The sequence below is a fragment of the Arthrobacter sp. N1 genome (assembly GCF_048288285.1).
Lineage (GTDB): Bacteria > Actinomycetota > Actinomycetes > Actinomycetales > Micrococcaceae > Arthrobacter_D.
This window is the reverse complement of sequence record NZ_CP102608.1, coordinates 3,335,508-3,348,970: the sequence shown is the minus strand read 5'-3', so window position 1 is coordinate 3,348,970 and position 13,463 is coordinate 3,335,508. Positions and strand designations below refer to the sequence as shown.

The following is a 13,463-nucleotide window of genomic DNA, read 5'->3' as shown; positions in this document are numbered from 1 at the left end:
AGGCAACAGCTCAGGTGTCGGCCGGAGTCGCCTCGCGCCGCGCGGCAGGTCCGGTGGCCCCGCCCTGCTTCGGTGAGGAGGATGCGGATCCCTCCGTCGCGGGTGCTCCGACGGCCCCTGCGTCGCCCTCCCAGACCCGGTTCTGCTGGGGCTTGGCGAAGAAGAGTGCGGCCGCGAAGCCGATGAGCACGACGACGGCGGGGAGATAGAGGGACTGGCCCATGGACAGGGCATAGCCCGCCTTCGCCTCGTCGGGAAGGGCGCCGCCGGGGGTCGCGGTCATTCCTCCACCGCCCATGTTCGCCATGAGCCGTGACTGCATGATCGCTGCGATGGCGGCGCTGCCGAGGACCGCACCCATCTGGCGGGTGGTGTTGTAGACCCCCGACCCGGCACCGGCCAGTGACGGAGCCAGGTTGCGGGTGGCGGTGAGCGACACGGGAGCCCAGATGCCCGCACTCGAGAGGCCGAGCAGGGAGATGGGCAGGAGCAGCTGCCAGAGGGCGACGTCCGGAGTGAGGATCGAGCCGAGCCAGAAGAGGGCGGCGGACATCCCCGCGAATCCGGCCACGGCCATGAACTTCGGGTTGTTGCGCTGCACGAACTTCCCGACGAACGGAGCGAGGACACCCGAGATCACGGCCATCGGCGTGAGCAGGAGGGCGGCCTGCGTGGGCGAGAGGCCGCGGACGGTCTGCGCATAGAGCATGAGCGGCAGGGTCATGGTGGTGATGGAGAAACCCATCGCGGTGATCGAGGTGTTGGCCAGCGAGAAGTTGCGGTCGCCGAAGAGGCGGAGCGGCACGAGGGGTTCACCACGGTTGATGCGCTGCCAGACCACGAAGGCGACGAGCAGCACGATTCCCGTGATGATGAGCGACCACACCGACAGGGGGCCGGCGATGGTGCCCCAGTCGTAGCTCTCCCCCTCCTGGATGCCGAACACCAGGCAGAAGAGCCCCGCCGCGCTGAGGAAGACCCCGAGCATGTCGAAGCGGTGCGAGGTGGTGGGGAGTGTGGGTACGAGACGTGAGGCAAGGATGAACCCGACGACACCGACCGGCACGTTGATGAAGAAGATCCATTCCCAGCCCGCGGAGTCGACCAGGACGCCGCCGAGGACGGGGCCGACGAGCGTGGCGATGCCGGCGACCGAACCCCACAGGCCCATGGCAGCGCCGCGGCGCTCGGGCGGGAAGATCCGCGTGATCACGGACATCGTCTGCGGCGTCATGAGCGCGGCCCCGAGGCCCTGCAGCACGCGGGCGATGATCAGTGCCTCGACGGTGCCGGACAGGCCGCACCAGGCGCTGGAGAGCGTGAAGACGACAAGCCCCACGAGGTAGATGCGCTTCGGTCCGAAGCGGTCCCCGAGCCTGCCGGTCACGAGGAGCGGCACGGCGTAGGCCAGCAGGTAGGCACTGGTCACCCAGATGACGCTGTCGATACCCGCGTCCAGCCCGGCCATGATGGCCGGCGTCGCCACGGAGACGATCGTCGAGTCGACGAGGATCATGAAGAACCCGATGACGAGCGACCACAGGGCGGGCCACGGCCGGACGTCGTCGTTCTGGGGCTGGGCAGGGGCTTCCTGCCGGGGATTGCTGGACATGGGGAGAAGACTACTCCCGGCCGCTGACACCCCGGTGCGCACCGGGGCAGCGGACGGCGCTTTGGGATCAAGCCGCCCTTCTGGGTACAGTATGGGTGTTCGGCAGAGGTGTCCGGGGCTTTAGCTCAGTTGGTAGAGCGTTTCGTTCGCAATGAAAAGGTCGGGGGTTCGATTCCCCCAAGCTCCACAGTTCCCGTCCACGGACGAAGCGAGGCCCCTGGTCACCAGGGGCCTCGCTTCGTCTGTGGTGCAGCGGTGTGGTCAGGTCACCGGGGCTGGTACTGGCCCGGCTGGTAGGAACCGGCCGCGCCGTGCCCCTGCTGGGGCGCCTGTCCGAGCGGGTAGCGCGCTGCGTCGGGGCCGAGGTAGCGGGCGCCGCCGTAGGACAGGACGAAGTACATGATCAGGCTGAAGAAGAAGATGAGCACTGCTGTCCCGGCGCCCTTGCCGAACACCTTGGCGAGGTTGATGGCGAGCAGGACGAGCAGGACGATGTTCGCGACCGGGATGAAGGACAGGATCACGAGCCACGGGGACAGGCCCGAGATCTTCAGGAGCACGATGATGTTGTAGAGGGGGACGAAGGCGGCCCACGCGGGCTGTCCGGCCTTCTTGAAGATCCCCATGAGCGCGAAGCCGGTGATGGCGAGAGCGATCACGGCGCCGAGGAGGCCACCGACGGCAGCGCCGGCGGCCGCTGCGGGGTCGGTCGTGGTGGTCGTGGAGGTCATCGCCGGGAGCATGCCTGCGGCAAGGGCGGAAGTCAGTGTCATATCGCGAACAGTACCGTCGTTTTAATGAATTCGGGACGAACTGTGGATGGCGGTTCCGTGGCGCGCCGCGGCAGAGGTTCGGACCTCACTCCTCGGCGGACCTGCGGGTCCAGGGCCGGGCGGCCACGATGCGGGCCAGGGGCGCGAGCCAGGACATCACGACGAGCAGTGTGAAGGTGCTGCTGAGGGAGGAGCCGAGGCTCGTCGACGGCAGCAGCTGGTGCACCCCGACGAGGATCACCGCCACGAGCATGAGCTTCTTCACGCCGTTCAGGACGTGGAGCGGAACGGGCCGGGGCCAGGGCGTGAAATCGACCGGGTCCTGGGTCTCCCGGGCATCCTGCGGACTCATCGCGACCCCCTTCCTCTGCATCTTGGCTGCATCGTGTGCACCCATTATCCCCACGGAGGCCCGGCAGGGCACGCTGCCGGGCGGTCGACGACGGGGAGCCGTCAGCCGAGGACCGCCCAACCGCGTGCAGGCACGAGCGCTCCGGCGCCGTCGACGGCCGCTTCCCCCGCGAGGACGCCCGCGGCGCCGCCCACGTCGACCCGTGCGGGCCCGTGCGAGAGGTTGAGGGCCACCACCAGTTCCTCGGGCCCCTCGGCCGTGACGCGGTAGGCCAGCACCTCGTTGGAGAGCTGCAGCACCTGCGTCGTCGCCCGGTGCAGCCACGCGTGCCGGCGACGCAGGCCGATGAGCTGCTGATGGGCGGCGAACACGCCCTGGCCGACCGATGAGAGGTCAGCGGGTGCGGGCGGGAACAACGGCCTGACGTCGTCGTCGCCGCCCGCCCTGTCCTCCTTCACACCGCGATACCCCTGCTCGTCGCCGTAGTAGACGGAAGGGGTCCCGCCGAGCGTCATGAGGAGGACGACGGCGTGCGCCACGAGGGCCGGATCGGTGAGCCTGCTGGCGATGCGCGTGACGTCGTGGTTGCCGACGAACGTGAGCGGCACATAGGACGCCAGCAGGGCATTGTGCCGTTCGAGCGCCGCGGACAGTTCGAAGAAGTTGGCGTCGTTGAGCGAGCTCCAGATGGCCTTCCACAGTTCGTACTGGGTCGCGGCGTCGAGACCGCCCGCGCCGACCTCGGCCGCGTAGTCGCCGTGGATGTACTCGCCGACCAGGTAGGCGTCGGGATGGGCGGACCGGACCCGGGCCGTGACGTCGGCCCAGAACGGCGCCGGGACGGCATAGGCGGCATCGAGTCGCCAGCCGTCCGCTCCGCGGTCCAGCCAGTACCCCATGACCTCGACCACGAGATCAGCGACGGCGGGCTCGCGGTGATCGAGGGCGACGAGGTGGTGGTGGCCCTCGAAGTCTCGATAGCCGGGTTCGGTCCCCGGGCCTGCGCCGTCGGGCCAGTCCAGGACGAACCAGCGGGCACTTCCCGCTCCCGGTCCTTCGGCGAGGACCTCCTGGAACGGCTGGAAGGACCGGCCCACGTGGTTGAACACCCCGTCCAGCAGGATCCTCAGCCCGCGCCGGTGGGCCTCGGCGACCAGGGTGTCGAAGTCATCGAGTGTGCCGAGGCGGGCGTCGATCCGGAAGTAGTCGGTGGTGTCGTAGCCGTGCGTCTCGGAGGCGAACACCGGTCCGAGGGCCAGCCCCGACGCGCCCAGCTCCACCGCGTAGTCCAACCACGGAAGCAGGTCCAGGAGCCGATGCTCCGCGGCGGGCCGGTCGGTGGAGGTCTTCTCCGCCCCGACGAAGCCGAGGGGGTACACCTGCCACCAGATGACGTGCTCTACCCAGGGGGCGCTCTTCACGGGCAACGGCCTTCCAGCAGGTGGTCGCCGACCGAGGGTCGGCGTACCGCTCCGACGGACCGGCCCGATCAGCCTACGTGGCCGAGAAGGTGTCCGCCGGATGCGAGTTGGTGGACGTCGGCGGGCTGCAGGTGGGCGGCCTCGGCGATGTCGACGATCGCAGCTCCGCCGTCAGCGGCCACGAGCACTGCCGTCTCGAGCTCGTCGGTGATCTGGTCCAGGTGCCACCGGACGTCCTCGAGATCGGCGGCTGCGGCTGCGACCCGGCGGAGTGCCGGGGAGAGGGGGAGGGCGAGATCCTTCGGCTCCTCGTGGGAGAGCTGGAAGCCGCAGGCGCAGGCCCAGACGAGTTCGACGTCGAACCCTCCGGCCGGCTGCTCGATCATGCCGTAGGAGGTGCCGCGCCAGGAGGTCTCGCGCAGGGTCATCGGCCCGCCACAGTGGAGGGGCGCTCCGACGGCGGTGTCACCGGCACCCAGGGAGCCACGGATGGTTTCACTGATGGTCTGCGTCATTGCCCGCCCTCTCGCTCAGGAATACGAACCGTACTGTCAACTAGTTCGGCTAACTAGTTATATGCCGACTGACAGACACCTGTCCACTCGGACGGTCGAGAGCCTCAGTCGTCGAGGATCCGCTTGCGCGTCTCCCGATGCTCGTGCTCGCTGATCACGCCGCGACGATGGAGCTCGTCGATCTCGCGGAGGCGGTCCTCCTTCGTCCGAAAGTGGTGCGCGGCGTCCGGGCGGGATCCGGGGGGTGCGCCCTGCGCCTGCTGTCCGCTGGGCGGTCGAGGCCCCCTCCGGGCCGCCGAGCCCAGGAGGATCACCCCGGCGATCACCGTCACCACCAGCAGGAATCCGAGGATCACGATGATGTGCCACCCCTCGAGGCGCACGGCTCAGCCCTGCTCGGCGGCGGCGAGGGTGGAGTCGACGAGGCCCTGCAGTTCTTCCTGCGTACCCTCGGGAAGCGTGTCCTTGGCGGTGCGGACGGCCGTCACGGCGAGGTCACCGCGGGTGCCGACGATGGTCATGGTCTGCTGCGTCGCCCCGTCCGGGGTGGTCTGTACCGCCAGCGTCCCGGCCGTGCGGTCGGCGTCCGTCGTGGCCTCCACCGCCTCGACGGTCTGGTCGATCGACACTCCCGAGGCCTCGACGCTCATCGAGGAGCAGGATTCGAGCGCTTCCGCGGTCTCGGCGGCCTCCTCCTCGCCGGCGGAGGCGATCTCGGCCGCGGAGGCCGCCGAGAGGATGGTCTGCACGGCGTCTCCGTCCGCGCTGGAGACGCCCGTCGCGACGCCTGCGCCCTCGGGTGCCTCCAGGCTGTTCGACACGAAGACCGCGCACTCCTCGGGGCTGACCGTCACGCCGGCCAGGAACTGGCGCGCCTGCTCCATGCTCTGCTCGATCTGGGCCGTGGGGAGCATCTGCAGGGTACTGCCGTCCGCCTGCGTGACCGATGCGAGGATGGCCGAGAGGTCGTCCGACGAGTAGGTCCCGCTCCCTTCCGCCGCATCTGGAGACGCGCCGTCGGACGCGCTCCCGGACGCGCTCCCGGACGCGTCGGTGGAGACTCCCGTGGACGGCTCCGCCGACGAGGCGGATGCCGGCGCGGATGCAGTCGCCTCGCCCGCATCCGTCGATGTCGAGCAGGCCGTCAGGACGACCAGGGCGGCAAGGGACAGTCCCGTGATCGGGGCGAAGCGTGGCATGCGTGATCCTCCGGTGGTTCGCCGGGCCCTCGGCCCGCTCCGGCAAGGCTACACAACGCGCCCGGACGCAGGGCCGCTGGAGGAGGCTCCTGCGCGTCGGCGTCCCGCACGTCCGGTCCGCCGGTACACCTGCAGGCAGAAGACGACGAGCAGCAGTACGTGCACGGCGTCACCGCCGTAGTACATGAGCTGCGCGGCCACCGCTGTCCCGTCCGGCATCCCGGCAGTACCGGACAGTGAGTACAGATGCTTCGCGATCATCCCGTGCGCTGCGATGGAGACGAGGATCGCACCTGCACGCAGCGTGACGGACGCCCGGTGGGGCTGGGGATCCACCCCGACGACGGCGTAGGCGAAGAGTGCCCCGGAGGCCACGAAGTGGACGTGGAGGACCGGGCCGGCCACGGGGTCATGCAGCAGGGCGAGGGCCGAACCGTCCCGGTACAGCAGGGCCATCGGCGTGATCGAGAGCACCAGTGCGGTGACCGGATGGGTGAGGATGCGGATCGGCGGACTGCCGGCCAGGCCTGCGAGCCGCCGCCCGGCATGGACCGGGACGGCTCTAAGGACAAGGGTCATGGGCGCACCGAGGACGAGCAGGAGCGGCGCGAGCATCCCCAGCACGAGGTGGACCGCCATGTGGGCCGCGAAGCTGTTCCCGGCAGCCGACGCGACAGGACCCACGGACACCACGAGGCCGAGCAGGGCGCCCGAGAGCCACGACGCCGTGCGCGCCACCGGCCAGGAGGTGCGGCCGCGCAGCACCGCGGCGCGGTCGGCGACGAGATAGCCCGCAGCCAGTCCCGACCAGGCGAGGACGACGGCGGTCCGCACCGCGAAGGTGACGGCATCACCGTCGCCGGCCGCCATCCCGCCACCACCTGTAGGGTGCTGCATGACGTCGCCCAGCACGGCGTCGCCCAGCACAGCGGAGAACCTCACCCCCGCCGGCGCTCCGCCCGGCCGACGGCGAGCAGCACGAGGACCCCGGCGACCAGGAAGGTCAGCGCCGCGCCGTTCCACGCGAGGTCGTAGGGCAGGAGGTCCACGCCGTACCGGACCTCGTGCAGGCCGAGCAGCTTGTGCTGCACCAGGCCGTCGAACAGCTGGAAGGCGCCGACGCCGACCAGGATCCCGCCCGCCCAGCGTCGGGCGTCCAGTGCACCCCGTCTCCTCAGGTCCGCGAACAGGAAGAGCGAGGCGACCGTGGCGAACCAGCTGAACGCGTGGAACAGGCCGTCGGACACGAGGCCCGCCGCCTGGGTGGAGCGGTCGTAGAAGTGGTGCCAGTGGAGGAGCTGGTGGAACACGGCCTCATCGAGGAAGGCGATGATGCCGCAGCCGAACAGGATGCCCACCAGGACGTTCCGCCGACGCAGGTCGGGCGCGCGGGCACCACTTCCCGGCGGGGCGGGAGGGCGCGTGGTCGAAGCGATGGTGTTCCCCGTCGTCGAAGGGTGCGGTCGTTGTCAGCGTGCCAGTGCCGCGCGGGGAGCGTCCAGCACTTTCGGGTCCGCGCCGCCCTGAACCCGGAAGACTCCCGCCGTGCTCCGACGGCCATGGTCCGGCGCGGATGGCGATGCGCCGGACTGCAGTGGGCCTGTGGAGAAGAACCCGTGCGTTCGGCGAGTACTTGAAGGCAGGACGGAAGCTGGTCCGCCAGGAGGACGCGGAGCTGCGCCCCTGCGTCCGTCGGCTCAGCCCGCGTCGAGCCGGCCCCGGAGGATCGAATCGCCCGAGTGTGCCGGATCGCCGTCGTCGGGCTCGCTCGAGATGTCGACGACGGGCAGCGACGAGAGGTCCACGTCGTCCGGCACCCGGAACGCGCCGTCCACCCCTTCCATGGCGCCGAGGCTGACCATAGTGCTCGCGTCCGGGGCGAGGAGCCACACCTCGCGGTGCCCGCGGGACGCGGTGGCGGCCGAGTGGACCACGAGCATGCGCCCACCATCGGACATGAGGTCAACGCGGGCACTCCCGGCATCGGCGTAGGATCCCATCGCCGTGAGTCCGGCCGTGGCCATGGTGCGGGGAGCCGCGGTGTCCCCCCGCGCGTCGCCGGCCTCCGGTGACGGACCAGGGGCCTCGGCGACGGCGGTCCACAGGAGGGCGGCGGCCGCAGCCGCCGTCAGGGCGCCGACGACTGAGCGACGACGGCCGCTCATCCTGCGGGACCTGCCGGGCCGAGCGGGATGGCTGGTGCGGGCGGGTTCATGCGGCGACATGGCGCCGACCTCGGCGTGCGCCCCGCCGGGCGTGCCCAGGGGGTCGGGCTGGAGATCCTCGCCCAGCTCCAGCTGCCGATGGATCGCCTCCCAGACCGACGGTGGTGGGAGGTCCGTGGCCGGAGCGCCGGCCGCGTCCATCCAGAGGAGGCGCTTGCGGACGCGGGCCATCGCCTCGGTGCACGCGGGGCAGGACTGGACGTGCTCGCGCCGGCCGTCACCGACGTCCTCCCCGAGGGCGATGAGGGTCATCGTGGCACGGTCAATATGGCCCACGATCCCCCTCCTGTCCTTCTGCGGTCGAGGAGCGGGGCGGGAACACCCCGATCCGGTCGGTCCTGCGGACCTCCGCAGTGCCGGTGTCGCCCCGGAGGCGGCCCGGGAACCGGTCGAAGGAGCAGTAGCTCACAGATGATTCGTCCGGTAGGGGCCGGAGGATGGTCGCGGGGCATGACGGGAATCACGCGGATCCCGGGATCGCCCGCGGGACCAGGGTTCGCCCGTCGGTCAGGAGGCCTTCTCGCCGTACCACCAGTGGGCGTCCTGCACCGGGCGGGCGGCCCGGGTGAGAGGCACCACGACGCCGGTCCGCTGCGGATGCGTGAGGACCATGCGGAGCACCGTGAGGAGGGCGGCGGGCAGCGAGACGAGGACGGCGACGGCGATCGCGTACATCGCGAGGGCCGCGTGCAGCGGCGAATGGTAGAGACCCTCCATCAGCGCTGCGCTGCCGAGCCACAGCCACAACCAGAACAGGCCGATCACGTAGAGCAGCGATCGCGCGCGCCTGTAACGCAACGGATAATGCATCCGCCTACGCTCCATATTCGTCTCCCCAGACTTATGTACCGGGACCCGCCCCAGGCAGGTCCACAGATGAATGATAGACCTCGATTCAGTCTTTGCCGACGTCCGGTACGAGAATGAGACGTGACGAAAACCGGTGGCTCCGACGAGAGCCCGGACATCAGGGTCCAGAGGGTCCAGGGCGACGGCGTCTGGGCCCGGGTGAGCTCGGCGGGCGAGCCGGGCGAGAGGCCCTTCGTGCTGGTCTCCGGCATCGGCGTCTCCTCGCACTACTTCGAGCAGCTCGCCCCGCACCTGATGCAGTTCGGGCCGGTCTACGCGCTGGACCTTCCCGGCTTCGGTGGTGTGCCGCACGCTCGGCACGCACTGTCCATCAGTGAGTTCGCGGACCTCGTCGGGACGGCGATCGACGAGCTCGGCCTGGAGGACCCGGTGGTGGTGGGGCACTCCATGGGGACGCAGATCTGCGCCGATCTGGCGGCCAGGCGGCCGGGCCTGTCCACCCTCGTGCTCATCAGCCCGGTGATCGACGCATCGAGGAGATCCACTCCGGCGCAGGCGGTGCGGTTCCTCCGGGCTGCCCTCCACGAGCCCTCCCGCGTGAAGCTGCTCGCAGTCGTCGCCTACCTCACCTGTGGTTTCGGCTGGTTCTTCAAGATCCTGCCGCGCATGATGTCCTACCCGATCGAGCGGACCGCAGCCCGCGTGGGGGCATCGACACTGATCATCCGCGGCGAGCACGACGCCGTGTGCCCGCGTTCTTGGGTCACGCGCCTCAGCGAGGCGTTCCCCAGGGTGGCGTCGGTCGTGGAGATCGAGGGCGCGGCGCACTCCGTCATGCACGCGCACGCGCAGGAGGTGGCCGATCTCTGCGTCCGCCATGCCGCCGGGAAGCTCGGCGAGCCCTCGGTCGGTGAGATGGAAGGTACCAACGACGCGGCATCGAGGCGCCACCGGGATCAGCTGCAGGAGCGGAGTTCGGCCGACGGCATCACGGTGGTCCCGGAGCTGCCGGACCAGGAGGTCTCCCTCGACCCCGTCGACGCGGTCCGGGCGATCGCCGACGAGGTGCAGGGTGTGGCCGTCGAGCTGAAGGGCAACCGGACCGACGACGACCACCTCGTGGAGCAGGGCAGGGAGCAGCAGGCCGAGGCCAGGTCGAGGGGCCGCGGCTGAGGCCGACCCTCGGCGGACTAGCGGGTCAGGGCCGCGTCCGGGAGATCGGCCTCCGTGGTCGCGTCGCCCAGGAGCCGGACGTGGTCGGGGTTGAGGTCCTCGATCCTGTCGACGCCGAGCAACTGCATGGTGCGGGCCGTCTGGGTGCCCAGGATCTCGATGGTGCGGTCGACGCCCTTGCGGCCCCCTGCCATGAGGCCGTAGAGGTAGGCGCGGCCGATCAGGGTGAAGTCGGCACCGAGGGCCACGGCGGCGACGATGTCGCCGCCGCTCATGATGCCGGTGTCGAGGATGATGTCCGTCTTGCCCTTGAGTTCGGCGGCGACTCGGGGCAGCAGGTGCAGGGGGATCGGGGCGCGGTCGAGCTGCCGTCCGCCGTGGTTGGAGAGGATGATGCCGTCCGCGCCGTGGTCCACGGCCTTCTTCGCGTCGTCGAGCGTCTGGATGCCCTTGACCACGAGGTTCCCCTTCCAGACGCTGCGCAGCCAGTCGAGGTCCTCGAACGTGAGGGTGGGGTCGAACATCGAGTTGATGAGGTCCGCGACGGTGCCCGAGTAGCGGGAGAGCGAGGCGAAGGACAGGGGTTCGTGCGTCAGGAAGTTGAACCACCAGGCGGGGCGGTAGGAGGCGTCGAGGACGGTCTTCAGTGTCAGGGCCGGAGGGATGGTCATGCCGTTGCGGACGTCGCGGAGGCGGGCCCCGGCGACGGCCGTGTCCACGGTGACCATGAGGGTGTCGTTGCCGGCCGCTGCCGCGCGCGCGATCAGTTCCATGGAGCGGTCACGATCCGTCCACAGGTACAGCTGGAACCAGTTGCGCCCGTTCGGCGCGGCCGCGGCGACGTCCTCGATCGAGGCGGTCCCCATGGTCGAGAGCGTGTAGGGGATGCCCGCTGCCTCGGCGGCCCGGGACCCGGCGTACTCACCCTCCGACTGCATCATGCGTGTGAAACCGGTCGGTGCGATGCCGAAGGGGAGGGCCGAGGTGCCGCCGAGGATCGGCGTGGCCGTGCTCACCGTCCGGACGTCCCGGAGGATGCCCGGCCGGAACTCGAGATCGAGGAAGGCGTCCCGGGCGCGGCCGAGGGAGATCTCCGCCTCGGCGGCGCCGTCGGTGTAGTCGAAGGGTGCGGTGGGTGTGCGGCGCTTGGCCATGTCGCGGAGGTCCCAGATGGTGTTGGCCTGCTTCAGACGCGCTGCGGACCCGAATTCCGGCTTCTTGAACTGGATGAGGGGAGCGAGGTCGGCGACCTTCGGCACGCGGCGCCGGAGGGCCGGCGGGACAGCGGTGCGGGCGGCGGGATTCATGGAGGGTGTCACGGGGGGTGCCTTTGCTCGAGGGAGGGATCGCGGCGGTGTGCCGGGCGGCTGAGGTCTGACCACAGATCCTACGGCGTGTGGTCCGACCACACAAGATAGGCTGGCCCCATGCGTACCCATCAGGTCGTCTCGGCATGGCTCGAGCAGGAACTCGCGGCCGGCAGGCTCGCCATCGGTTCTCGGCTGCCGGGCGAGCGCAGCATGGCGGAGCAGCTCGGCATCAGCAGGGCGTCGGTGCGCGAGGGTACCCGCGTGCTGGAGGCACTCGGCGTCGTACGGGCCGGCGTGGGATCCGGCCCGCAGGCCGGGACGATCATCACGGGCAACCCGGCGGTCGCCCTCGACTCCGCGCTCCGGCTCCACGTCGCCAGCGCGCACCTGCCGGTCAAGGACATCGTGGAGACACGCCTCCTCCTCGAGGCGTGGGCCGCGGAGCATGCGTGGCGCGGCTCGCCGGCGCTCGAACGGGCCGCGCGGCTCCTGGACGAGATGGACGAGCCGGACGGGGACGACGCCGGGCCGGGGTCCTTCCTGGAGCGCGACGCACTGTTCCATGTCGCACTGGCCGAAGCCGCCGGAAATGTGCTCGTCGGGGCCATGATGGGTTCCCTGCGTGGATCGATCGCAGCCTACACGCAGCGCCTCACCGCCGACCTCCCGGACTGGGGTTCCACCTCCGACCGGCTGAGGCACGAGCACCGGGCGATCCTGGCGGCGATCGTCGCGGGCGAGGGACGCAGGGCTGCCGGCCTGGTGCGGGATCACATCGAGCGGTTCTACCGGGAATCCGGTGTCCACGACCAGCATCCCGAGGGTTGACAGCCTGCTGACCTTCCCACAATGAGGAAGCTCACCTAGACTGCTCCTACTGGTCGAGCAGAAGGCCGTGGACCCACCGGACGTGGAGCTGACCATGGAACGCTTGCCGCAGACACTCGACCATCCCACCGCTCAGGAGAAGGCTTCCACGCCGTCGCGGGAACTCCCGCTGCACACCGTCGAAGCTCCGCCGGCGACTCCCGGATCCGCGTTCCCCGAGGACCTCGCGACAGTCACGACACGGGAGCTGCGGCTCCTCTGCAACCGCACCTTCCAGCACCTTGACACGGATCACCCGGCACTCGAGGCGAGGGAGCAGTACGACGCCCTCATCGGGGAGCTCGAGCGCCGTGAACGCCAGGCTGCGCAGCGTGGGTCGGCGGACTCTGCCCGGGAGACGTTCCGGGACAACGCCCTGTTCTCGCGCTTCGAGCTGTTCCGCAACGGCGTCATGGCCGGCTACGTGCAGTACGACATGCGCGGTGGACATGTGCTCCTGCTCCACTCGGTGATCGACCCGCGGTTCCAGCGGATCGGTGTCGAGTCGGTCCTGATGCAGGCCGTCCTGCTCAACGCGCACCGCAGGCGCCTCGCCGTCATGCCCTACTGCCCCGAGGCGCAGGACTTCCTGGCCGCCCACCCCCGGTTCCTCTCGCTCATCCCCGCCCGGCAGCGCCGCCGCTTCACCCTGCTGATGGCGTCGCGTGCCGAAGCGGCACCGCGGGACGACGCATGAGGTCGGTCGACGTCCTGGTCGAGGCCTTCGGCCGCCTGCCCGACCTGGTGCACGCGGCTGTCGAGGGCCTCGACGCCGAACAGCTGTCCGTCCGCCCGGGGGGATCCGGCAACTCCGTCGCCTGGCTCGTCTGGCACCTCGCCCGCGTGGAAGACAGTCACCTCGCCGAGGCTTTCGGGCATGACGACGTTTGGCTCTCGGACGGGTTCGCCGATCGGTGGGACCTCGCGATCGACCGCTCGGACACCGGGTTCGGACACACCTCCGAACAGGTGGACGCCGTCCGGGTCCGTTCTGGCCGGCAACTGCTCGACTACTTCGACGCTGTGCACCGCGTGACCGAACGCCTGGTGGGCGGGCTGGTCGAGGCGGACCTCGAGCGGGTGGTGGACGAGGACTGGGATCCACCGGTGACGCTCCTGGTCAGGCTCGTCAGCGTGGTCGACGACGCCGTCCAGCACGCCGGCCAGGCCGCGTACGCGCGCGGCATCATCCTCTCAACGGGCTGA

Annotated in this window: 16 protein-coding genes and 1 tRNA gene; 5 read left to right on the top strand and 12 right to left on the bottom strand. The window is 70.2% G+C overall.

The window, feature by feature from the left end; all coding sequences use genetic code 11:
- Positions 1-10: 10 nt before the first annotated feature.
- The gene (locus tag NVV32_RS15610) at positions 11-1,612 is read right to left on the bottom strand and encodes a DHA2 family efflux MFS transporter permease subunit (RefSeq protein WP_422390765.1); all 1,602 of its coding nucleotides are present in this window, start codon (positions 1,610-1,612) and stop codon (positions 11-13) included.
- Positions 1,613-1,726: 114 nt separating this feature from the next.
- Between NVV32_RS15610 and NVV32_RS15605 the strand changes: the two genes are divergently transcribed.
- Positions 1,727-1,799 (top strand) — tRNA-Ala (locus NVV32_RS15605).
- Positions 1,800-1,878: 79 nt separating this feature from the next.
- Here the strand turns inward: NVV32_RS15605 and NVV32_RS15600 are convergent.
- The 10 genes from NVV32_RS15600 to NVV32_RS15555 all read right to left on the bottom strand — a co-directional run bounded on the left by NVV32_RS15600 (position 1,879) and on the right by NVV32_RS15555 (position 8,895).
- On the bottom strand, positions 1,879-2,385 hold the full coding sequence (locus NVV32_RS15600; RefSeq protein WP_422390764.1) for a DUF5684 domain-containing protein: 507 nt from the start codon (positions 2,383-2,385) through the stop codon (positions 1,879-1,881).
- A gap of 85 nt (positions 2,386-2,470) precedes the next feature.
- Entirely contained in the window at positions 2,471-2,737 is a 267-nt protein-coding gene (locus NVV32_RS15595; RefSeq protein WP_157365717.1) for a hypothetical protein, read from the bottom strand.
- 101 nt (positions 2,738-2,838) lie between these two features.
- On the bottom strand, positions 2,839-4,158 hold the full coding sequence (locus NVV32_RS15590) for an alpha-amylase family glycosyl hydrolase (protein ID WP_422390763.1): 1,320 nt from the start codon (positions 4,156-4,158) through the stop codon (positions 2,839-2,841).
- Between the two features lie 68 nt (positions 4,159-4,226).
- Complete coding sequence (locus NVV32_RS15585; protein WP_055766824.1) at positions 4,227-4,673, bottom strand: hypothetical protein; 447 nt, start codon at positions 4,671-4,673, stop codon at positions 4,227-4,229.
- 104 nt (positions 4,674-4,777) lie between these two features.
- Complete coding sequence (locus NVV32_RS15580) at positions 4,778-5,056, bottom strand: hypothetical protein (protein ID WP_422390762.1); 279 nt, start codon at positions 5,054-5,056, stop codon at positions 4,778-4,780.
- A 3-nt stretch (positions 5,057-5,059) separates the two neighbouring features.
- Entirely contained in the window at positions 5,060-5,872 is an 813-nt protein-coding gene (locus tag NVV32_RS15575; protein WP_422390761.1) for a hypothetical protein, read from the bottom strand.
- 48 nt (positions 5,873-5,920) lie between these two features.
- Positions 5,921-6,814 (bottom strand): cytochrome c oxidase assembly protein, encoded by an 894-nt coding sequence (locus tag NVV32_RS15570; protein ID WP_422390760.1) that lies wholly within the window; start codon positions 6,812-6,814, stop codon positions 5,921-5,923.
- A complete protein-coding gene (locus NVV32_RS15565; RefSeq protein ID WP_321166879.1) occupies positions 6,811-7,230 on the bottom strand; it encodes a DUF2243 domain-containing protein in 420 nt (139 codons plus the stop codon). Before NVV32_RS15565 ends, NVV32_RS15570 begins: the two co-directional genes overlap by 4 nt.
- A 339-nt stretch (positions 7,231-7,569) precedes the next feature.
- Positions 7,570-8,373, bottom strand: coding sequence for an anti-sigma factor domain-containing protein (locus NVV32_RS15560; protein WP_422390759.1), 804 nt, complete (start codon positions 8,371-8,373; stop codon positions 7,570-7,572).
- Positions 8,374-8,604: 231 nt separating this feature from the next.
- Entirely contained in the window at positions 8,605-8,895 is a 291-nt protein-coding gene (locus NVV32_RS15555) for a hypothetical protein (RefSeq protein WP_157365719.1), read from the bottom strand.
- Positions 8,896-9,027: 132 nt separating this feature from the next.
- Here NVV32_RS15555 and NVV32_RS15550 point away from each other — a divergent pair, with 132 nt between their 5' ends.
- Positions 9,028-10,080 carry an alpha/beta fold hydrolase gene (locus NVV32_RS15550; RefSeq protein ID WP_422390758.1) on the top strand — a complete coding sequence of 351 codons (1,053 nt, stop codon included), beginning with the start codon at positions 9,028-9,030 and terminating at the stop codon, positions 10,078-10,080.
- A gap of 17 nt (positions 10,081-10,097) precedes the next feature.
- Here the strand turns inward: NVV32_RS15550 and NVV32_RS15545 are convergent, their stop codons facing one another.
- The gene (locus NVV32_RS15545; RefSeq protein WP_422392061.1) at positions 10,098-11,387 is read right to left on the bottom strand and encodes an alpha-hydroxy acid oxidase; all 1,290 of its coding nucleotides are present in this window, start codon (positions 11,385-11,387) and stop codon (positions 10,098-10,100) included.
- Between the two features lie 120 nt (positions 11,388-11,507).
- Here NVV32_RS15545 and NVV32_RS15540 point away from each other — a divergent pair, with 120 nt between their 5' ends.
- The 3 genes from NVV32_RS15540 (at position 11,508) to NVV32_RS15530 (ending at position 13,463) form a co-directional block, all read left to right on the top strand.
- A complete protein-coding gene (locus NVV32_RS15540) occupies positions 11,508-12,218 on the top strand; it encodes a FadR/GntR family transcriptional regulator (protein ID WP_055766849.1) in 711 nt (236 codons plus the stop codon).
- Positions 12,219-12,312: 94 nt separating this feature from the next.
- The gene (locus NVV32_RS15535; protein ID WP_422390757.1) at positions 12,313-12,954 is read left to right on the top strand and encodes a GNAT family N-acetyltransferase; all 642 of its coding nucleotides are present in this window, start codon (positions 12,313-12,315) and stop codon (positions 12,952-12,954) included.
- Positions 12,951-13,463: a mycothiol transferase gene (locus tag NVV32_RS15530; RefSeq protein WP_422390756.1), complete on the top strand. Its 513-nt coding sequence runs from the start codon at positions 12,951-12,953 to the stop codon at positions 13,461-13,463. Before NVV32_RS15535 ends, NVV32_RS15530 begins: the two co-directional genes overlap by 4 nt.